This is a genomic window from Alteromonas aquimaris, assembly GCF_026183695.1.
GTDB classification, from domain to species: domain Bacteria; phylum Pseudomonadota; class Gammaproteobacteria; order Enterobacterales; family Alteromonadaceae; genus Alteromonas; species Alteromonas aquimaris.
Genome location: NZ_JAPFRD010000011.1, coordinates 340,917 through 361,652 on the forward strand (window position 1 = coordinate 340,917; position 20,736 = coordinate 361,652).

At 45.3% G+C, this 20,736-nt stretch carries 18 protein-coding genes; 12 read left to right on the plus strand and 6 right to left on the minus strand.

Annotated features, from left to right (window positions below):
- The first annotated feature begins 264 nt into the window (after positions 1–264).
- The 5 genes from OPS25_RS11685 to OPS25_RS11705 all read left to right on the plus strand — a co-directional run bounded on the left by OPS25_RS11685 (position 265) and on the right by OPS25_RS11705 (position 8,103).
- Entirely contained in the window at positions 265–1,068 is an 804-nt protein-coding gene (locus OPS25_RS11685; RefSeq protein WP_265617905.1) for an alpha/beta fold hydrolase, read from the plus strand.
- Between the two features lie 9 nt (positions 1,069–1,077).
- A complete protein-coding gene (locus OPS25_RS11690; RefSeq protein ID WP_265617906.1) occupies positions 1,078–3,045 on the plus strand; it encodes a PAS domain-containing hybrid sensor histidine kinase/response regulator in 1,968 nt (655 codons plus the stop codon).
- 323 nt (positions 3,046–3,368) lie between these two features.
- Entirely contained in the window at positions 3,369–4,760 is a 1,392-nt protein-coding gene (dnaB, locus tag OPS25_RS11695) for a replicative DNA helicase (RefSeq protein ID WP_265617907.1), read from the plus strand.
- Positions 4,761–4,939: 179 nt separating this feature from the next.
- Positions 4,940–6,262 (plus strand): conjugal transfer protein TraF, encoded by a 1,323-nt coding sequence (locus tag OPS25_RS11700; protein WP_265617908.1) that lies wholly within the window; start codon positions 4,940–4,942, stop codon positions 6,260–6,262.
- A 14-nt stretch (positions 6,263–6,276) separates the two neighbouring features.
- A complete protein-coding gene (locus tag OPS25_RS11705) occupies positions 6,277–8,103 on the plus strand; it encodes a hypothetical protein (RefSeq protein WP_265617909.1) in 1,827 nt (608 codons plus the stop codon).
- A 65-nt stretch (positions 8,104–8,168) separates the two neighbouring features.
- Here OPS25_RS11705 and OPS25_RS11710 read toward each other — a convergent pair whose 3' ends face one another.
- The 5 genes from OPS25_RS11710 to rsd all read right to left on the minus strand — a co-directional run bounded on the left by OPS25_RS11710 (position 8,169) and on the right by rsd (position 11,350).
- Positions 8,169–9,380, minus strand: a complete 1,212-nt coding sequence (locus OPS25_RS11710; protein ID WP_265617910.1) for an OmpA family protein — start codon at positions 9,378–9,380, stop codon at positions 8,169–8,171.
- Between the two features lie 94 nt (positions 9,381–9,474).
- On the minus strand, positions 9,475–9,903 hold the full coding sequence (locus OPS25_RS11715) for a secondary thiamine-phosphate synthase enzyme YjbQ (protein ID WP_265617911.1): 429 nt from the start codon (positions 9,901–9,903) through the stop codon (positions 9,475–9,477).
- 2 nt (positions 9,904–9,905) lie between these two features.
- Positions 9,906–10,370, minus strand: coding sequence for a chemotaxis protein CheX (locus OPS25_RS11720; RefSeq protein WP_265617912.1), 465 nt, complete (start codon positions 10,368–10,370; stop codon positions 9,906–9,908).
- A complete protein-coding gene (locus tag OPS25_RS11725; RefSeq protein ID WP_265617913.1) occupies positions 10,360–10,833 on the minus strand; it encodes a transcriptional repressor in 474 nt (157 codons plus the stop codon). Before OPS25_RS11725 ends, OPS25_RS11720 begins: the two co-directional genes overlap by 11 nt.
- Positions 10,834–10,876: 43 nt before the next feature.
- The gene (gene rsd, locus OPS25_RS11730; RefSeq protein ID WP_265617914.1) at positions 10,877–11,350 is read right to left on the minus strand and encodes a sigma D regulator; all 474 of its coding nucleotides are present in this window, start codon (positions 11,348–11,350) and stop codon (positions 10,877–10,879) included.
- Positions 11,351–11,600: 250 nt separating this feature from the next.
- Between rsd and nudC the strand changes: the two genes are divergently transcribed.
- From nudC to OPS25_RS11745, 3 genes are all read left to right on the plus strand, one after another.
- Positions 11,601–12,416, plus strand: a complete 816-nt coding sequence (nudC, locus tag OPS25_RS11735; protein WP_265617915.1) for an NAD(+) diphosphatase — start codon at positions 11,601–11,603, stop codon at positions 12,414–12,416.
- A 270-nt stretch (positions 12,417–12,686) separates the two neighbouring features.
- The gene (gene hemE / locus OPS25_RS11740; protein WP_265617916.1) at positions 12,687–13,781 is read left to right on the plus strand and encodes a uroporphyrinogen decarboxylase; all 1,095 of its coding nucleotides are present in this window, start codon (positions 12,687–12,689) and stop codon (positions 13,779–13,781) included.
- A 31-nt stretch (positions 13,782–13,812) separates the two neighbouring features.
- Positions 13,813–14,445: a hypothetical protein gene (locus tag OPS25_RS11745; RefSeq protein WP_265617917.1), complete on the plus strand. Its 633-nt coding sequence runs from the start codon at positions 13,813–13,815 to the stop codon at positions 14,443–14,445.
- Here the strand turns inward: OPS25_RS11745 and queG are convergent.
- Positions 14,442–15,593, minus strand: coding sequence for a tRNA epoxyqueuosine(34) reductase QueG (queG, locus tag OPS25_RS11750; RefSeq protein WP_265617918.1), 1,152 nt, complete (start codon positions 15,591–15,593; stop codon positions 14,442–14,444). The genes OPS25_RS11745 and queG overlap by 4 nt on opposite strands.
- 6 nt (positions 15,594–15,599) lie before the next feature.
- On the opposite strand from queG, the gene OPS25_RS11755 reads away from it, so the two are divergent.
- Genes OPS25_RS11755 through mutL form a run of 4 tightly spaced genes read left to right on the plus strand, consistent with a single transcriptional unit; the run spans position 15,600 to position 20,735 of the window.
- Positions 15,600–17,099, plus strand: coding sequence for an NAD(P)H-hydrate dehydratase (locus OPS25_RS11755; RefSeq protein WP_265617919.1), 1,500 nt, complete (start codon positions 15,600–15,602; stop codon positions 17,097–17,099).
- A 20-nt stretch (positions 17,100–17,119) separates the two neighbouring features.
- Complete coding sequence (gene tsaE / locus OPS25_RS11760) at positions 17,120–17,605, plus strand: tRNA (adenosine(37)-N6)-threonylcarbamoyltransferase complex ATPase subunit type 1 TsaE (RefSeq protein ID WP_265617920.1); 486 nt, start codon at positions 17,120–17,122, stop codon at positions 17,603–17,605.
- 52 nt (positions 17,606–17,657) lie between these two features.
- On the plus strand, positions 17,658–18,977 hold the full coding sequence (locus OPS25_RS11765) for an N-acetylmuramoyl-L-alanine amidase (RefSeq protein ID WP_265617921.1): 1,320 nt from the start codon (positions 17,658–17,660) through the stop codon (positions 18,975–18,977).
- A 27-nt stretch (positions 18,978–19,004) separates the two neighbouring features.
- A complete protein-coding gene (mutL, locus tag OPS25_RS11770) occupies positions 19,005–20,735 on the plus strand; it encodes a DNA mismatch repair endonuclease MutL (protein ID WP_265617922.1) in 1,731 nt (576 codons plus the stop codon).
- Position 20,736 lies beyond the last annotated feature (1 nt).

Consider the following 20,736-nt stretch of genomic DNA (forward strand, 5'->3'; position numbering starts at 1 on the left):
TTACAGTGTGAGCTGGTAGCGTGTTCTTTCTGTCGGACTTTTGCTTTATCGACGGGCGTGTTTTAATCCGACTACGAGCCAGTTATCTCCACAGTTTTTCGGTAGAAACGTTAGCACGTTGACCAGCAGTGGCAAAAGCTTTATAAACCACTGTTTCGGGTTGTAGGATATCTATTCGCCCACTTTCTAGATACTATCAGCTGTTCAGCTAATTTATTTATTAGATCTACAGTGATTATTTGTTTTTTACCAATAGGATAGCGTATGAGTGTTCAACGTCGTAACAATGTCAAAGTCATGGGTAAAGGAACAGAAACCATCGTTTTTGCGCATGGCTTTGGTTGTGATCAGAATATGTGGAAATATTTGGTGCCATCTTATGAAGATCGTTACAAGATTGTGTTGTTTGATTTGGTCGGGAGTGGAAAATCCGATTTATCTGCTTATGATTTTGATAAATACGCGAGCTTGCAAGGATTCGCAAACGATCTTATTGAGATCATTGAGGAATTTAGCGACGGCCCGGTCATTTTTGTAGGTCATTCTGTGAGTGCCACCATAGGAATGCTAGCTTCAGTTGATCACCCGGACAAATTTAAATGCCAAATAATGGTCGGTCCCTCTCCCTCTTATATCAATGATGGAGATTATATAGGAGGCTTTTCTCAGGCAGATATAGATGAATTGTGCAATATGATTGACAGCAATTATCTGGGATGGGCAAGCAATATGGCTCCAGCTATTATGGGACCTCCCGATCAACCTGAATTAGCTGAAGAATTAGAAAATAGTTTTTGTAGAACCGATCCTGCTATTGCTAAACATTTTGCTCGGGTTACTTTTCTTTCCGATCATCGCGATGCGGTGGCAAAAAGCCAGCCTCCTGCGTTAATTTTGCAGTGTAGCGATGATTTTATTGCCCCGCGTACGGTGGGTGAATACATGCTCCAAAATATGCCAGACGCAAAAATGGTAATTATTGAAAATGTGGGTCATTGTCCGCATTTAAGCGCACCCCATGCCAGCATTGATGCCATAGATGAGTTTTTAAATGAACGCTTTATGTAGTTTGTTTTAATGACCGAGCTCCCGGATCTTTCTTCTTGCTTTGAAAACGCTGCTTGTGGTCTCGTAGTTACGGCCGAGGATGGCACGATTCTGCGCGTTAATGCTACTTTTGCAAACTGGTTGGGATACGGTAGCGCAGAACTTATTCAGCACAAGAAAATACAGGATTTGTTCACCATCGGTGGACGATTCTTTCATCATACCCATTGGGCTCCACTGCTACATATGCAAGGCTCAGTGGCAGAAGTCCAGATAGATTTAAAAGCGCATGATAATCGAATTGTCCCTATGCTAGTGAATGCGTTACGAAAAACGCACCAGGGGCAGACCTTTGATCGCTTAGCTTTTTTCGTGGTCAATGACAGAAAAAAATTTGAACAAGAACTGGTTTCAGCGCGACTCAAGATAGAAGCCTCCTTATCTTCATTACGCAAGACCCAGGATGAACTAAAACGGAATCAAGACGTTTTAAGCCTGGCCATGCATAGTGCGAAAATGGCAAGTTGGACGTTGGATATTAATGCAGCAAAGGTGGAATGGAATAGCGAGCTCCAGTCTTTGCTGGGATTTGATGAAGAAAGTTGTTGGCTGACCAAAGAAGACTTCTATCGCTTAATTCATCCTGATGACAGGCTACTCTTCGATGAGCAATTAAATCAGGCCATTGAAGACGGAGAAAACTATACGCTTGAATGCAGATTGAAAAATTCTATAAACCTATGGGTCGACATGGAGATAAGCGGGCACGTAATGGTGTCTGCACAGGGAGAGACTCAGTCGGTGTATGGAATTTGCATGGACGTATCAGAACGTAAGGCTCGCTTGAGAGAGCTTTCTGAATTAAATAAAAAGTTATCCTCAAGTGACCGTCGAAAAAGTGAGTTTTTGGCAACACTCAGTCATGAACTTAGAAATCCATTGGCCCCTATCCGAAATGTGTTAGAAATTATGCGGGTTAAAGAGGATGATGGAGAGGTATTGAAAAGATCTCGTCAGGTCATCGAACGGCATGTTACCCATATGACGCGGCTCATCGAGGATCTGATGGACATTTCCAGGGTCTCTCATAATCGAATTAAACTACGTAAACAAACAATAGATATTCTTCCCTCCATTCAATGCGCAGTTGAGGAAACTACGCCGTTAATTTCTGCGAGTGGGCACACACTATCGGTTAACAAGCCGGAGGAATCTATTTACATTAATGCAGACGCCACCCGCATCGTACAAATTTTTTCGAACCTGCTAAATAACGCGGCAAAATATACCCCTGCGGGGGGGGCTATAGAAATCATTATCACCCACCAGGAAGGACAGGCGGTCATTGTTATAAAAGATTCGGGTATAGGCATTCCTGCCAACGAACTGGCTAATATTTTTACCATGTTCTCCCAGCTTTCACCTGCTCTAGAGCGCGCCCAGGGCGGGCTGGGTATCGGATTAGCGCTGGTTAATCATTTGGTAAAGTTGCATGGTGGTGAAATAGAGGTAACTAGCGAAGGTCACAATAAGGGCAGTCAATTTATTGTCAAATTGCCCACGGTACAAAATATTGCCGATGAAACCGTCGTCTCTTCAATGGCTACACAGCCACAAACAACTAAGGATCCTAAACATCGTATTCTGGTGATCGATGATAATGAAGATACGGCAGAGAGCTTAGCCGAACTCTTAGAGTATAATGGCCATATTACCTGTACCGCTTTTGATGGAAATTCCGGTGTAAAGTTAGCAAACGAGTTTTTCCCAGATATCATTTTGTCAGATATTGGTTTACCAGATATTTCAGGTTATGAGGTAGCCAAGAGGGTACGTGAAGGATTAGCAGACGCGAATATCTATCTTGTTGCAATAACAGGGTGGGGACAGAAAAAAGATAAGCTTATGGCTAAAGAATCCGGCTTTAATCACCACATTACAAAACCGGTGGATTTCACAGAACTAAAACGAATATTGGCGGAGGTTCCGAAAGATTAGCTCCTGCTTAATTCCTTTTGCCTCGCGGACTCTATAACTGTCATTCGAGAATACGGAAAAATGCTTCTTTTAGTGGTAGTGGTACATCCATCACATCGTTTCACTAAAATGTCAGCTTCCCATGATATAAAGATCTGAGAAAGGATTTGTTGGTGGTGTAACATTCAAGACCACGTACTTTTTACATTTATTGTAAAACGTGGAATATACACAGCGAGGGTAGATACCGCTTGAATATACCACTTTTCCTGCGATCAAAATTGTGAGATTTTGAAAAATACCGCATAATAGCCAACCTCAAATCATCGGAAAAAGTTAAGTTTGTGAAAGTTGTTCCTGCGTCAGGCACTGACAAAAATATAGAAAAGTTGAAAGTTCCCCCTCACAGCATTGAGGCGGAGCAGTCTGTGCTTGGCAGTATGCTTATCGATCCCGACAGCTGGGACAAGGTGGCCGAACTGGTTACCGAGAATGACTTTTACAATCGCTCTCATCAAATTATCTTCAAATCTATTTTGCGCTTATTGTCGCAGAATATGCCTGTCGATCTGATCACCGTTTCTGAAGAATTAGAAAATCATGACCAGTTGGATGACGCCGGTGGTTTTGCTTATTTGGGTGAATTAGCGAAGAACACGCCTAGCTCGGCAAATGTAACGGCCTATGCGCGTATTATTGCCGAGCGAGCGATTACGCGTGAATTAATAGGCGTGGCCCATGAAATCGCCGAAATAGGCTACAACCCAGAAGGGCGCGAAAGTGCTGATATTCTGGATTTCGCAGAAAGTAAGGTCTTCGAAATAGCGGAAAAGCGCACAGGTGAGAATGAAGGCCCTCGCAACGTCGAATCCGTGTTAGGCAAAACCATCGACCGTCTCGAAGCATTAATTAAAACGAATAAAGAAGTCACTGGGGTTACCACAGGTTTTACTGATTTGGATAAAAAGACCAGTGGGTTACAACCCTCTGATTTAATCATCGTTGCTGCACGTCCCTCCATGGGTAAAACAACCTTCGCCATGAACTTGTGTGAAAATGCCATGATGGCAGAAGAAAAGCCGGTCCTGGTATTCAGCCTTGAGATGCCTTCTGAACAAATTATGATGCGTATGCTGGCGTCGTTAAGCAGGGTGGATCAAACCAAAATTCGTACCGCGCAGCTGGACGATGAAGATTGGGCACGCATTTCCAACACCATGGCGATGCTTAAAGACAAAGACAATTTATTTGTTGATGACTCATCAGGGCTCACGCCTATGGACGTGCGTAGCCGCGCGCGAAAACTGGCCAGAGAGCGGGGAGGGATCAGTCTGATAATGGTCGATTATCTTCAGCTGATGCGGGTGCCATCGTTAAGTGATAATCGTACGCTGGAAATTGCTGAAATCTCGCGTTCACTTAAGGCCCTGGCGAAAGAGTTGGAAGTGCCAGTTGTTGCACTATCGCAGTTAAACAGGAGTCTGGAGCAGCGTGCAGACAAACGCCCGGTTAATTCTGATTTGAGAGAATCTGGTTCAATCGAGCAGGACGCGGATTTGATCATGTTCATTTATCGTGATGAGGTCTATCACGAAAACAGTGAAGAAAAAGGTGTCGCAGAAATCATCATCGGTAAACAGCGTAATGGCCCAATAGGTACGTCGAGACTGACGTTCCAGGGGCAGTTTTCTCGTTTCGACAACTATGCGGGTCCTACCTATTCCGACGATTATTAACTGATTTTTAGGTTCAGGTATCCAGATGCATGCCGATACTACTTATTCAATTACCTGAATTTTGACACCAAAAAGGGAAAGGAAAACGGATGTAACTCCCAGCTTCCACACACTATTCAAGCATGTGTTGGAAAGGTTAAAGAGGACAGAATTATTCACTTTTAACATGGGAATCGGCTATGCGCACTCCGACTAAGTTGGCTGTAATTACAGCTACGTTATTTTCTACTTATACCCTGGCTGATCAGCCAATATATCATCCCATCGGGCCTTCTCTCACGCAGGGTAAAATAAGCAGCAAATATGATTTAACGTCGATTATGAATAATCCGGCCGCTTCGCCTCTGGTTTTTGATAAAGACAAAGATGAAAACTGGCGAGTGGGCGCGATCGGTCCATTTGGAATTGGTTACGAAGTAGGTCAGGTGGATGATTTAGTCGATGAACTAGATGAACTTATCGATATTTTGGACCAAGAAAACCTCAACATTGACGATGCACTGGATGCGGTTGATCGTTTCGAGCCTTTTTTAGAGAATGCCGAGCAAAACGGATACGTAAAAACCTCGACAGCCTTCACTATTCCTTTATTACCCGTGGTATACCATCATCCAAAATGGGGAACATTTACTTTTGAAATGTCATCACACGGGCAATTAAAAGGCAATGTGCTCGCGGATGATATCGACATACTCGTGCTGGATGGGGGTTACGAGTTAAATACCAACGCAGCCATGTATGTAAAAAGTGCGGTGCAGCTTAATGCATCACTGAGTTACGCTAACACCTTTTGGCAACGTGATTACGCACAGTTAATCGGGGGAGTTAGGGCGAAGCTGGTTACCATGGAATTGTCTAAAAGTGTTTTGTCATTTAGTGCGTTAGACAGCAGCGATGACTTGGCTGATGTTATTGAAGACGAATATGACAAAGGTGCAGATAGAACGTCGGAAGTGGCCTTCGATCTAGGCCTGCTGTGGATGGCTGACAGCTATTCATTGGGTATCACGGTGACCGACATTAATGAGCCCGAATTCAAATACGGCGATTTAACCAGTAATTGTGCAGACCAAACGGGCGTCGGCATTGACAATTGTTTTGTCGCGCAACAATTCATCGGAGCCGGAAAAATAAACGGTCAGGAAATTCATGTTGCTAACAGACAGGTAACCTTAGAAGGATCAGTGCTATTTGGTGATGACAGACAAATTGGCTTGCATGCCTCGGTTGACTTAAACGACAAGAATGATCCCGTAGGTGACTTATACCAATGGTCTACATTAGCTATGACCTACAATTTTGACAATTGGTTGCTGCCACAATTAAGGGCCGGTTATAGCTTAAATAGCGTAGGCTCCAAGCTAGGCTATTACAATGTTGGTTTGACGTTGCTTAACAATCTCTATTTGGATGTGCGTTGGGCAGACGAAAATACCGAAATTGATGGTACATCCATTCCTCGCTCCGCGCTCGTAAATCTTGGCTTTCAAACGCGTTTCTAAATTGGAGTAATCGTATGAAGTATTTTAAAAGACAGAGCTCCTTAGTAGCCATTGCCGTTTTGACCGGACTTGTGGGGTGTGGGGGCACAGAAGAACAAGATATTACTGGAGCGAAGGAACCATTTAATCTAGCCGGTAGAGGGGTCGATGGCTACATCGCCAATGCGACTGTATGGATTGATGTGAAAGCAAACGACCGAATTGATAGTTTCGAGCCATTTGCGTATACCGATGCGCAAGGCTTTTACAGCTATAATCCCATTACCGGCGTAGATTACTGCTCGCAGGAATCGGAGTCACTGCAGAAATTTTGTTTACAAAGCAGTGCAGAGCTTGATAACACCCGTATTAAGCTAACTGGTGGAACCGATTTAATTACGGGAGAACAGTTTGACGGTACATTAACGTTAGACATTGCTACCGATGAAGCGGTGAATCGGTTGCAGGAACTCAAAGCGCTCGGCGCGAAACCAGTAGACGACGATGGTACCTGGCAAATTCAGGCGGACGAATGGGCCACGCTAGTAACACCACTGACTACGATAAAAAAGTATCTGTCTGCAGATACTGATATAAGCACTTTTTTAGCGTCTATGGGCGTTGCAGTGCCGGGAGGGACTGAGGATCTTACGCTTCTTCAACAGGACTACGTGGCGAACCTTGACAGATCAGGCAGCTATGCAGGTGGCTTGTTCAGAACCGCAGTAGAATTACAGAAATTAGTCGATTCGATTGCGACATATCTGGATGCAGCAGGTGAACCGCTTGGGTTAGGCGAAGATGGCTTGCCAGAAAGCAGTGCTGATGCAGTATGGAAAGCACTAGTATCCTGGCTACAAAAAAATCCGGGGGCAAAGTTGACCCAGGGAATAGGTGCAATTACGAATAGCGCGGTTAACCATTTCGTCTCTCAAGTCACTGCTGCCGGTGCTACTGCATCTTCGGCTGCTTTTAGCAAGATACAAAGTGATACGCTTGCTTCGCAGATGAAAACGAGTGCTACTGCGACCGTTGCAGTAAATAATTCCTTCTTTAACGCGGCATCAAATCGGTCGGATATGATCGCAGCAGCAAAGGGCGCAGAAATCTTTTATGCGGCAGTAAAAAAACATAGTAAAGGTGATGCACGGTTATCCTCGGTTAATAAAATCGCAACGCATTTCACCAATGATAGCCGTCTACTTGCTGAACTTAGCCGGAGACAAGCTGACATTGAAAATGGAACTTCTTTCGCGACATTAGATTTACTGACTATAAGTGACAATTTACTGAAGTTGGCAGATGCCGGTGGCTCGATTGATGCAGATATTGAAACAATAATTGCGGATGCTGAATTAGCGGATCTTACGGGCAGCTCCTCTTCGCCATTTTGGCCTGACAAACGCCTGGATTTCTCGGGAATAGTAGATGATGGTGACAACGCTGAGATTAAAATGTTTTTTCTTGACGATGATGGCAGTGGTGAGAACGGGGACGTGGTCATTTGCTTAAGCTACCGTAGCGAAGATCCCCAGGATGATATTGTTGGTCAACGATTGGATGGTAGCTGGTCGTTGCTGGATATAAATAACCCGAATAGCTTATCTTTATTAGCAGAGGGGTATTCACTACGGGTCAAGATAATTGGTGAAGTCTTAGGGTCTGAAATTGATGAAGAGGTCGGGACACCGCCAAATTCCAACACACTCTACGGCAAGTTTAGGTTTGATTTAGAAGATAGTAGCGAAATTTGGTATTCCGATGAGATATCTGAAAACCGAAACTACGGCCTTCGCATGACGCAAAATGTGCCCGCTGACGATCAGGCCTGTCGAGATATTCTGACTTTAGATGATCAATAAGCGCTAATCCTTGAATAAAAGGTCCGCAACAGCTCGGACCTTTTATCGTTTTAGAGATTGTACCTCTATTTCTTAGCTCTACGTTTAACCGTCTCAGTAACCTTGATGTAAATGCGACGATTTTTCTTGTGTGCTTCCAGTGTATTTGATGTATCAAGTAACTGGGTTTCACCAAACCCTTTGGCTTGTAAACGACTCTCATCGATACCATAGCGTGAAACCAACAATTCTTTGAATGCGTTAGCACGTTTTTCAGACAGCATCATATTATAGTCGTCATCGCCCGGTTCCGATGCATGCCCTTCAATTACTACAGATGTTTTGCCATAGCGTTTGATGAATTTAACAAAGTTTCTGATATCCTGTGAATCTGGATCCTGTATCACCGAACTGTTGTGTGCAAACGGTACGCGGATAGTATGAGACACTTCTTTTTCAGTGAAAATGGTACAACCGTCAGCATCCACCTTATCGTTAGCGGGTGTGTCGGCGCACTGATCACGGTCATCCTTTACCCCATCATTGTCTGCATCACCCACCTCTTGAATTGGACAGCCGGTTTCATCGACTCGGGTATTCGGGGGAGTGTTAGGACATTGGTCGTACTGATTGGTGACCCCGTCGTTATCTGAATCCAATTCACACCCGCGCGAATCTACCTGCGCACCGGCTGGGGTGCCAGGGCATTGATCAAGATTGTTGTTTACCCCATCATTATCCGCATCGCCTACTACGGCCGGGGCCGCCGAGCGGGAGCCGAAGGTAAATGCTATTCCAGCTTTTACACGAAAGTCATTCGTATTGTTGGAAAAATCGTGGAACATCCCAGCTTCAGTTATGAAGCGTAGATTGTCTGCCATCTCCCAGTGGCGCCCAACTCCCACATCGCCTAACGTGTAGTGATCTTGTAAATGCTGGCGTCTTAAACCCGCAAAGAAAAACGTGTCACCATTGCCAGGAAAATATAGCGCGTCAGCGCCAAACATCTGGCCTTGGTCTTCAGGCTGGCTCGTCGACTGCCTGTAATCCAGCTTTAAATTACTGTATTCAAATCGTCCGCCCCATTTATTGTCCATACGAAAACCATACTCAATACCACGCTCTATCCCACTTTGGTAAACTCCACTGGGAGAGGTTTTCTCTGAATCGGCATTGTATTTTGAGGCATAGATCCCCAGCCAGCTATCGTACGCGGGGCCTGGTAGCGTATCTTGGGCGCATGCTCCTGCTGCTAAAAATGCTACGCAGAGTGATGATAAACGTAATTGTGTGTGCATTCTGACATCCTTTTTTGTTCTAACCCTTTTATATACGTAGGGGAGTTGGACGCGATGCTTTATTAAATAAATTTAATGTAAGGAAGGTGGAACTTTATACGGCAATTGAACCATGAAGGGTCGCAATCACTTTTCTGGCTCCTCCGTGGTTTCTATGCTCACCCAATATAATTCCCTGCCAAGTACCGAGCTGTAGTGCGCCACTACTAATTGGGATGGTCAATGAACAACCCAGTAGACTTGACTTAATATGCGCAGGCATATCATCACTGCCTTCACATGTATGCTCGTAATACGTTTCATCTTCACGCACGGTACGCGAAAACCACTGCTCTAAATCGCGCCTTACGGAAGGGTCAGCATTTTCATTAATGGTTAAGCTGGCACTGGTGTGCTGTAAGAAAAGGTGCAGTATTCCCACGTTTACCTTTCGTATCTGAGGGAGTGCAGAAACAATATCACTAGTAATCAGATGGAACCCGCGAGGTTTAGGCTTAAGTGTTATCGTACTTGAGTACCACATCGCTATTTATCGAAACAAATTTCCAAGTGGGCATGTCCTTCATCACACATAAAGGGCAATATAATTTTCGGACCATCAACCTGGTGGCTGATGGAGTGAGATTTACCTGAAACCACTATAGGTGTGGCCATGCCGAACTCGTAACCTTTATCACCTAATTCACGTTTAGCACTGCCACAAATCATATTGGTAATTTCACCCACCATATCGCCTACTTCCGCATCGATTTTGCCTGGTCTTTCGCCCACCATACGCTCCATGATGGTAAGCGCAAGTTGCTCATCAAATGTGATAGACATTGAACCTTTCACCTCTGGGCCAACCATACCTATTAAACCGGACACGTCTCCTTTTGCCACATCGCTTTGCTTACGCTGTGGTTTTCCTGGGGTAAGCGTGGTTTGTGCCATGGTCGACATTACGTTCAGTAAGCCTGAAATAAACGGGTTAACAAAATCAGCTTTCATGAACTGGTTCCTCGTAGCTGGTTGATTCAGCAAGTTGGCATTCTGCACACAAGCCGTGTGCTTCTATAGTTTGTTTTGATACTTTAAAACCGCGGCTATTAGCCTGCTTTTCTAGCGTGTCCTGTAAACCTTCGGACTGAATCTCAGCTACGTCTCCGCAACTATCGCAGATCAAAAACTGGACAGGATGCTGGCAACCAAAGTGGTGGCACGCTACAAACGCATTGGTGGATTCGAGTCGATGAATAAACCCAAAATCTAAAAGAAAATCCAACGCACGATAAACAGTGGCAGGTTTCGCACTCGACTCTGTTTCTTTGAGAGTATCTAATAACTCATAAGCACCCATAGGACCATGCTTACTCAATAGAATTTGATATACTTTTTCACGTAAAGGGGTGAAACGCGCCGCTCTTTTTTCGCAGTACGCTCGTGCTTTAGATAATATGGTTGCATGTTTCATCAGTTTAAAATTGAACCGAGCCGTCTATTCTCAAAGTGAAACTTCATGCCGAAGTTACGGTGTTATTATTTTGCGTTTTACGGTGCATATGTTGAATCAACTTATCTTCTAAAGCAAAGCGTGCTTCAAGCACGTTCCCTAAATCGGCTAATTCGCGGTCAAAATTCTTAGCCTGTTCAAACGAAAGTGCCTCTGCATAATGGTCATTGAAACGCAAAGCGCTATCCGTAGTTTGTGCAATTTCGGGATACACGGCACGTTTTAACCGAATACCGGCTTCGTCGTCATTTACCAGCATTTCATAAACTTCAAAATGACCAGCAGAAATATAATCCATCAGTACGCTACAAAATTCATTTACATCATTAGCAGTAGGTAGTGTGGCCCCATCCGCGGGTTTTATGCCCGCTAATTCACAGTATTTGATTAGCAAAGACTGTCGCTCCAACAACCATTTGTCTATAGTTTCAGACCGCCCGCCCCAACTGGATTTTGCTTCTTCTAATTTAGTTAACATACTACCCCCGCCGTTCACGCAATCGTGAATTTTGCATTTGGTATTCATCTGAGTATAACACCCACTATGCCGCAGACCAATTAAACTTAACCCTGGAAGATGCCCCGGCAGATAGTTAATAGTTCATGTAAACAGTTACTTACGGTTTGATACCCGCGGCCTGTTTGTCGAACCGCGAAACGCGCCTTGTTATTTGATAAATAATCGTCAGATAATAGTTTGTCAGAAGAGTTAAATCAGGGTTAGGCAGATGTTAAAAAAAGTTGCTTCACTTCCCTCTGAAAAAAAAGGCCGCTGGCTAGTTTTTTGTGAAGGAAAACTGTTGGTCGACCCAAATACCCAGTTGCCACCCCTTACACGCTGGGAAAGCCTGCGGGATTTGCACCATCACCGCGACGCTATTTATCAATTGCATCCTTTGCTGAACGAGTGCTACCCCGTGGACCAGTTTGTGATTGACGTCGGCAATGAAAATATTGCCTCCCTACCTTATGAAAGTGCTTCTCTACGCAGTGTGCTGATGGCCGCGCCCGAGGACTTTGGCGTGATTGCAAGGGCATGGCAATATACCCATTTTTACCGTACTCATCGCTTTTGCGGAAAATGTGGAATGGCCACTTCAAAAGTGGACTGGGAGGTAGCTATCCAATGCCATCATTGTAGCCATCGCGTCTATCCAAGGGTATCGCCCTGTGTGATAGTGGCGATCTATCACGACCACAAAATTCTTTTAGCGAAGGGTATTCGACATAAAGAGAGCGACATGTATTCTACGCTTGCCGGATTTGTTGAAAGTGGTGAAAGTTTAGAGCAGGCAGTGCATAGAGAAGTGAAAGAAGAAGTGGGGGTTGAAATTACTAACCTTGAATATTTTGGTTCACAGCCATGGCCATTTCCGCACTCCTTAATGGTGGGTTACATTGCGCAATATAAACACGGCGAAATTAAGATAGATGCAAAGGAGATAGTGGATGCTCAGTGGTTCGATCTGAACGCTCTGCCCCTGACTCCGCCACCATTTTCCATAGCGGGGCAATTGATTGAAAAGGTAAAAAGCAGACAATAAAAAACCCTGTAATAATACAGGGCTTCAAGTAGTTCGACCGGTCCCGTTATCGGGCTTCTTTATATTCGGTATGTATAGTTGTAGCAAACACTTACTTTCTTTGCAAATTTTTGTACAAAATTTTATCAGAAAATTTTAAAAATCTGTTTAAATCATTGTTTTATCGTCTCTTTCAAAACTTAAAAAATTTAAATTGATTCGTTAATATCTCTGGTTAAAAGTTGCTATAATGCGCGGCCAGCAAAAAAATATCGGTAAATAGAGGTAACTATGGTCGGCGACTCCGCAACTACAACAGGTTCTGAACTTAAAAATGATCGCTATTTACGCGCCCTGATGCGGCAACCTGTTGATGTTACCCCGGTGTGGATGATGCGTCAGGCTGGAAGATACCTTCCAGAATATAAGCAAACGCGTGCACTGGCCGGCGATTTCATGTCGCTTTGCAAAAATACCGAGCTGGCCACTGAAGTTACGCTTCAACCATTGCGCCGTTTTCCTCTGGATGCCGCCATTCTTTTCTCTGATATTCTCACAATTCCTGACGCAATGGGTTTAGGCTTGTATTTTGAAACAGGTGAAGGGCCTAAGTTTAAACGTCCCATTCTAAATCGCAGTGATGTCGAGCAACTGGGCATACCCGATCCTGAACAAGAGTTACAATACGTCATGAATGCGGTACGTTCGATTAAAAAAGCATTAAATGGTGATGTACCCTTAATTGGTTTCTCCGGCAGTCCCTGGACACTTGCTACCTACATGGTGGAAGGTGGCTCCAGTAAAGCATTTACTAAAATAAAAAAAATGGCGTTTGCAGAACCAGAGGCGCTTCATGCGTTGTTGGATAAACTGGCCGATGCGGTTATTTTGTATTTAAATGCTCAAATTGCTGCGGGTGCGCAATCGGTAATGGTGTTTGATACATGGGGAGGCGTGTTATCTCCGCGCGATTACAAATTATTTTCACTCCAATATATGCATAAAATTGTCGATGGATTAACTCGGGAGAATGATGGGCGAAAAGTGCCTGTTACCTTGTTCACTAAAAACGCGGGTATGTGGCTGGAAGCTATCGCTGCGACCGGATGTGATGCTGTGGGTCTTGACTGGACGATTGATATCGCAGATGCTCGAAAAAGAGTGGGTGACAAGGTGGCATTACAAGGTAATATGGACCCGTCAATGTTATATGCGCAACCTGCAAGGATCCAGCAAGAGGTGTCGGACATACTGGCAGGCTATGGGTATGGGAGTGGTCATGTATTCAATCTTGGGCATGGAATACATCTGGACGTGCCGCCTGAAAACGCTGGCGTATTTGTTGAAGCCGTGCATCAACTTAGCAAGCCTTACCATCAAAAGTAAAAATTAGCGGGTTAGTTACATGAAAGTTTGGATGTTAATTCCACTAGTTATCTTTATTGCCATAGCTGGGTATCAATTTGGTTATTACCACGCCAAAATTGATATCAGCGATGCGCAAAAAGTGCGCTTGTCAGAAAATAGTAATAAAGAGTCGCCAAATGTATTGGCTGACAAGGTTGTTCATAAGGTGTCGGCTGCTGAAATTCCAGCTCAATCACAGAAAATTCTGCAAACTAAGAAAACCGCCAATTACTCTGTGGCAGACGAAACAGAATCTGCGCCTATCAGTGCTGGAGCAGGTGGGGTAATTGATAGAATTGAAAAAGCTTCCGCGGAAGATGCCGATAGAAATAAACAGTATGATGAGTTTGTGGAGAATTATCGGGACGAAGATTTAGATATGGAGTTGGCCACCCAACTCACCGACTTTTTCTCGTTGCTACCAGACGGGCAAAACGTTTATTTTCATCATGTTCGCTGCAATACTAGCCAATGTCAGCTAGTAGGTCAGTTCGATGGTGACCACAAGCGTTTTAGTGAAATGATTGAAGAGTTGCAACAACAAGATTGGTACTCGTTTGGTGGGACTTCCAGTAATATCAATAGCGATAAAACACAAACGCACTTTATCCTTCACCTCACCGAACGAAAAACGCAAAGTTAAGCGTCGCGAGGCAAGCCTTTTTCTATTGCTCTGGTAAGCCGTAAGGTTTTGCGGGACCTTAGATTTTCACCCTCACCCCTGGTGCGACTTTGCGTCTGCCGTAAGAGAGCCCACTCGATATGCGGTTTGACCAGTGCTGATGCCTCTATGAGCCTCTGTCTCAGGGATGCCTCGATAGCTGGATCATAATGCGCATTCCCCATTGCTACAGCGATATTGCGTAACCATTTTTGATATCCGATGCGCCGTATCGCAGAACCTTGCGTATGGGTTAAAAACTCTTCCTCGCTCCATTCAAACAACTTGACTAATGAGCGGCCATGCAGTGCTTTGCGGGGATAAAAGTCTACTTCTTCGGTTACTGCCGCGAAGCGATTCCACGGGCATATTAATTGACAGTCATCACATCCATATATCCGGTTACCCATTAATGGGCGCAACGGCTCAGGGATAATTCCATCATATTCAATAGTCAGATATGAAATGCACTTTCTGGCATCGACTTTATAGGGCGCCACGATAGCATTGGTGGGGCAGATCGTCATGCAGGCGGTGCATGTTCCGCAACCTTCCTCAACCGGTTCATCCACCGGTAAAGGTAGGTTAATGAAAAGTTCACCCAGAAAAAACCATGAGCCTGCATGGCGATTAAGCGTAAGTGAGTGTTTACCAGTCCAACCGATCCCAGCTTTTTCCGCAATCGCATGCTCAAGTACAGGCGCAGAATCGACAAAGGGACGACTCTCGAGATCGCTGCATGCAGCAAGAATTTTTTGACTCAATGTTTTCAGTCTTTTTCTAATCACTTTGTGGTAGTCACGTCCCAGCGCATAGCCACTGATATAACCAATTTTATCATCCTTGAGGTTGCTCGCAAACGACGCATCAGGGGGGAGATAATCCATTCTAACGCTTATCACCCGCACAGTACCTGGCACGAGTTCTGCGGGACGGGCACGTTTCATGCCATGGCTTTCCATATAGGTCATATCGCCGTGATAACCTTCGCTTAGCCAGTGCTGGAGTGCGGATTCATGTTTTGACAAGTCAATATCGCTTATCCCAACCTGCTGAAACCCTAGCTTACGGCCCCAAGCCTTGATATCGTTGGTTAATTGAACTAAATCTACCGAATGAATAATGGACATGTGCTCATGTTAGATAATCAAATCGCGACCAGTTTACCATATAAACTTTATCGGGCCGACCAGGTCCGTGACAACGAGCGAACTGCCGCTGAAAACAGTGGATGTGATATGTTCGCCCTCATGCAGCGCGCAGGTGCTTCTGTGTTTCGTCAATGCGAACAGCTCGTCCCAGAAGCAGATGTTATTTTAGTTTTGGTAGGACAAGGAAATAATGCAGGTGATGGTTATATCGCGGCTACACATCTAAAAAATGCAGGCAGACAAGTGATTCTCTGTGCTGTAGAGCCTGATCGTGAGTTGGAGGGCGATGCAGGACGTGCGCAGGCCTATTGGCTAAGTACGGGCGGCAAAATTGAATCTTTCTCCAATCAATACTTACAACAAGCGGATTTAGTTATTGATGCGTTACTAGGTACGGGGATTAATAGTGCGATAAGAAAGGAATTCTCTTTAATTATTGACGACGTGAATGCTTCCGATATACCGGTATTAAGTATTGATGTGCCCTCTGGATTAGATGCCAACACTGGTCAATCGCTGGGTCGCTGTGTACAGGCGGATGTTACTCTTACCCTGGTAGGCATTAAACTTGGACTAACCACGGGTGCTGGTAAACAGTCGTGTGGCAAGCTGGTATTTGACGATTTAGGCATCGGAAATGCCTTTAAATCCCTCGCCAGAGCATCCGCATCGGCATTAACTATCGAGCAATTCGATAGCATGAAGCCGCGTGATATTCACAGCCATAAAGGATCGTATGGACGCTTACTATGCGTTGGTGGCAATAAAGGGACCGCGGGGGCTATTCGTTTAAGCAGTGAAGCAGCCTTGCGCAGCGGCGCGGGCATGGTTAGAACGTATGTCCATTCAGGTTCAGTAATTCAAGTGAGTGCAGGTAGGCCTGAACTGATGGTGACCGATGAGGATCTAGAGCATGCTCTGGAATGGTCTACCTGCGTAGTGATTGGCCCGGGCTTAGGTCAGGATGACTGGGCGGATGAAGCATTTCAAATGACGTTAAAGCACTGTCAGCAACATGCAAAACCGTTAGTTATCGACGCAGATGCACTTAACCTGCTGAGTAAGCAGGCGACTGCGTATACCATCAATGACTGCATTATAACGCCACATGCGGGGGAAGCGGCCAGGTTGCTAGGGGTATCGGTAGACGATGTAGAAGGGGAACGCTTTAACTATGCCCGTCAATGTGCGCAAAGATATCATGCTTTATGTGTGTTAAAAGGCGCTGGGACAATTATTGATAATGAGTCGACAGCATGGGTCTGTTCTCACGGCAATCCTGGTCTGGCGACGGCGGGTAGCGGTGACGTATTGAGTGGAATTCTGGGAGCCTTGTTAGCACAAGGAATGTCTACTGAACTGGCTTGTAAATACGGTGTAACGCTGCACGCAAAAGCGGGAGATAACATTGCTCAATCCCATGGTCAACGTGGTATGATAGCCAGCGACCTGTTTGATGCAGTGCGCACTCTGTTGAATCAGTAACCCATTTATTTGAGCTTTATATGGCCGAGAACGAATATTCGATTCGCGTTGGCAACGAAATCGAAACCAAGCAAATAGCATCGCAATTAGCCTCGGTATGGGAATCTCAAGGGTTCCCAGGCTGTGTAATTTATCTTAATGGTGATTTGGGCGCAGGAAAAACGACCTTTAGCCGCTTTCTAATCCAACAAGCGGGCCATACAGGTAATGTGAAAAGTCCCACTTACACCCTGGTTGAACCCTATGAATTAGGCGATAAATCCATATATCATTTCGATCTCTACCGTCTGGCTGATCCTGAAGAATTGGAGTTTATGGGGATACGTGATTATTTTACCGAACGGACCTTGTGTATAGTCGAGTGGCCCCAGAAAGGAAGCGGGTGCTTGGCATCTGCTGATATTATCATTACTATAACGGTTACAGGCGAGCAGCGAGACTTTTCGTTATCTGCTTCGAGTGAGACTGGGCAGGCGTTACTTTCCCAGTTGGTTAAAGGCACGTAGAAGCCGAATGAATACTAAAAAGTAGAGTTTTTTAAAGAGTTAAGGGCGAAGTATGTGGCGCGGCTTCTTATTAGGTTTGATTTTTTGGGTGATACCCACCGCGTTACAGGCTGCTCAGAATACCATTCAGACGGTTCGCGTATCGCAGGAAGCGGGCCAAACACGTCTGGTGTTTGATTTAAGGAGCGCACCTGAATTTACTTACTTCAGCTTAACTAATCCCAACCGACTGGTAATTGATTTAGCCAATACAAGCGATGCAGCGAGTTTATCCAGCCAGGATGAATTAGGTTCGTTAGTCAGGCGCATCCGTTACTCGACCCCTAAAAACAGTCAATCTGCGCGACTTGTCATTGATTTGGCCAGAAAAGCAGAGCCTACTCTTTTTCCCATTACGCCTTCCGGCGGGTTTGGTCACCGTCTGGTGGTAGATTTGGCCGACAGTGACGCTTCCCCAGCCAGCGTATTGATAGACAGTACCAACAATCAACGTGACAAAGATATTTTAATCGCGATTGATGCTGGCCATGGCGGCAATGACCCCGGTTCCGTGGGGCCAGCAGGTACTTACGAAAAAAATATTACCCTGAGTATTGCAAAGAAGTTAGAAGCAATCGTCAACGCCGAGCCTGGTATGCGTGCCATCCCTATTCGAACGGGAGATTATTATATCTATCCAACCAAACGCCCTGAAATAGCTCGTAGGAATAAGGCCGATTTATTGGTCTCTATTCACGCGGATGCCTTTACCACGCCTCAACCCAGAGGAGGCTCCGTTTGGGTATTATCAATGGGACGTGCAGATACGGAGCTGGGTCGCTGGATGGAAAAAACCGAGCGCCACTCTGAGCTACTTGGTGGCGCCGCCGAAGTTATTACCGATAAAACATCCGAACGTTATTTAGCCGAGACGATCCTTGGTTTGTCGATGGATCATTCCATGGCGTCCAGCTATGACTTAAGTGAGAAGGTGATTGAAGAAATGAAACAGGTGACGCGAATGCACAAGCGTCGCCCACAATCTGCCAGTCTCGCGGTACTGACCTCGCCTGACATTCCTTCAATCTTGGTAGAAGTAGGCTTTATTTCCAACCCCCAGGAGGAAAAAAATCTAAATTGGGCTGAATATCGCCAACGGCTTGCTCAGTCGATGTTTGATGCGATCAAGGCTTACTTTAGCCAGGTGCCACCGGATGGGACATTATGGGCGTCGTGGAAAGAGAAGAACCGGACTCATAAGGTACGCAGTGGCGAATCACTTTCTTTGCTTGCGCAACGCTATAATGTCAAAGTGGCCAGTATCAAAGAAGCAAATAATTTAAGTACCGATGTGGTCAGAATTGGCCAGTTGCTTACTATTCCCAGTACGTAACATCTGAAACTTTCAACGGAAAAAACGTTGCCAATAAAATTACTCCCTCCACAACTTGCCAACCAGATCGCCGCAGGCGAAGTGGTCGAACGGCCAGCGTCAGTGGTTAAAGAGCTGGTTGAAAACAGTATCGATGCAGGTTCGACCCAGATTGAAATAGACATTGAGAAAGGGGGCCATAAACGAATTAAGATTCGTGACAATGGTCAGGGTATCGCTCACGATGAACTTGAGTTGGCGTTAAGTCGTCATGCGACCAGTAAAATAGCGACGCTTGATGATTTAGAACAAATCCTATCACTCGGCTTTCGCGGTGAAGCATTAGCCAGTATCAGTTCTGTAAGTCGACTAACATTGACTTCTAAGCCAGCCAATCAGGAACAGGCATGGCAGGCACATTGCCATGGGCGCGATATGGCAGTTAAGTTAAATCCCGTAGCCCACCCCAACGGAACTACCATTGATGCAGCTGACTTATTTTATAATACCCCAGCCAGACGCAAATTTTTACGTACAGAAAAAACCGAATTTCAACATATTGATGACATCATAAAACGTATTGCTCTAAGTCACCATAAAGTGGGTTTTATACTGCGTCATAATGGCAAAACAGTACGTAAGTTAGCGGGACGGGCCGAACAGGATAAAAGTAAACGCATTGGGGATTTGCTTGGGCAGAAATTTATTGGCAACAGTACGTATTTAAAAACGGACTATGACAGCATTAAAATGGAGGCCTGGTTAGGTAGTTTAAGTGAGGTACGCAGCAGTAACGACTGCCAGTTTTCGTTTGTTAATGGGCGAGGAATGCGCGATAAACTTATTCTACATGCGCTCAGACAGGCCTATGAAATGACGTGGGGTATCGCTGAACAACCTGCTTTTGTGGTGTTCTTAAGTGTGCCAGCTCGGGATGTTGATGTGAATGTGCATCCAGCCAAGCACGAAGTACGCTTTCAGCAAGCGCGCCTTGTCCACGACTTTATTGTGCAGGCAGTCAGTCAGGCCTTAAGCGAGGATGCAGCTGGGACTAGCGCTAACGGAAGTTATCAACATCAGCCTAATCACGATTACATTCAGCCGCTTTCCCAATCTGTGCGCGAAAATACAACGGCTTCTCCAGCGCTAAAAGGTTACTCGAGCAAGCGTGAAAACACCGCGAGCCGACACTCTTCAATTTCTTCTTCGCGTGCATCGGCAAGCTATAATTCGGCGTATAGCGCATTGATGACACCTACACCTGAGGGGCAGGTAAGCAAGCAGTCTCCATTCACAACCCTAAAATTATCGTCTCATTACCGCGTAAGTGTTTTCAATGAAACGGCTTATTTACTTTCCGCCAAACAGCTGGTGCCCGAAGCCATCATTGCCCAAATCACGTCGGCATCAACCGGGCACCCGTTGCTCATGCCGGTCGCAATTGAAATGCAGTCGGTGCCTAAACGCCAGCTGGATCTGCTCCGCAGTGCGCATTTCAAGATTGATCAGGTAGCTGGTAAAGTCAGGTTACAGCAGGTTCCTTCCGGTTGTAGACATTTTCCCTGGGTAGTGCTGTTTCCTAAGCTGATGTCCGGCTCGGCCAACAGTCTCGAGGCTTTACTAAGCGAAACCTTTTCTGCGCATCAGGATTGGGATGAGCCTGTGATACAGTACAGTTGGGACTGGTTCGATGCCCTGCCCCTTGCGAAACAAGAACAACTGGTTTTGAATAATGCGCGTGCGGTGTCAACCTCCACGCTGATTAGTTGCTGGGATTAAA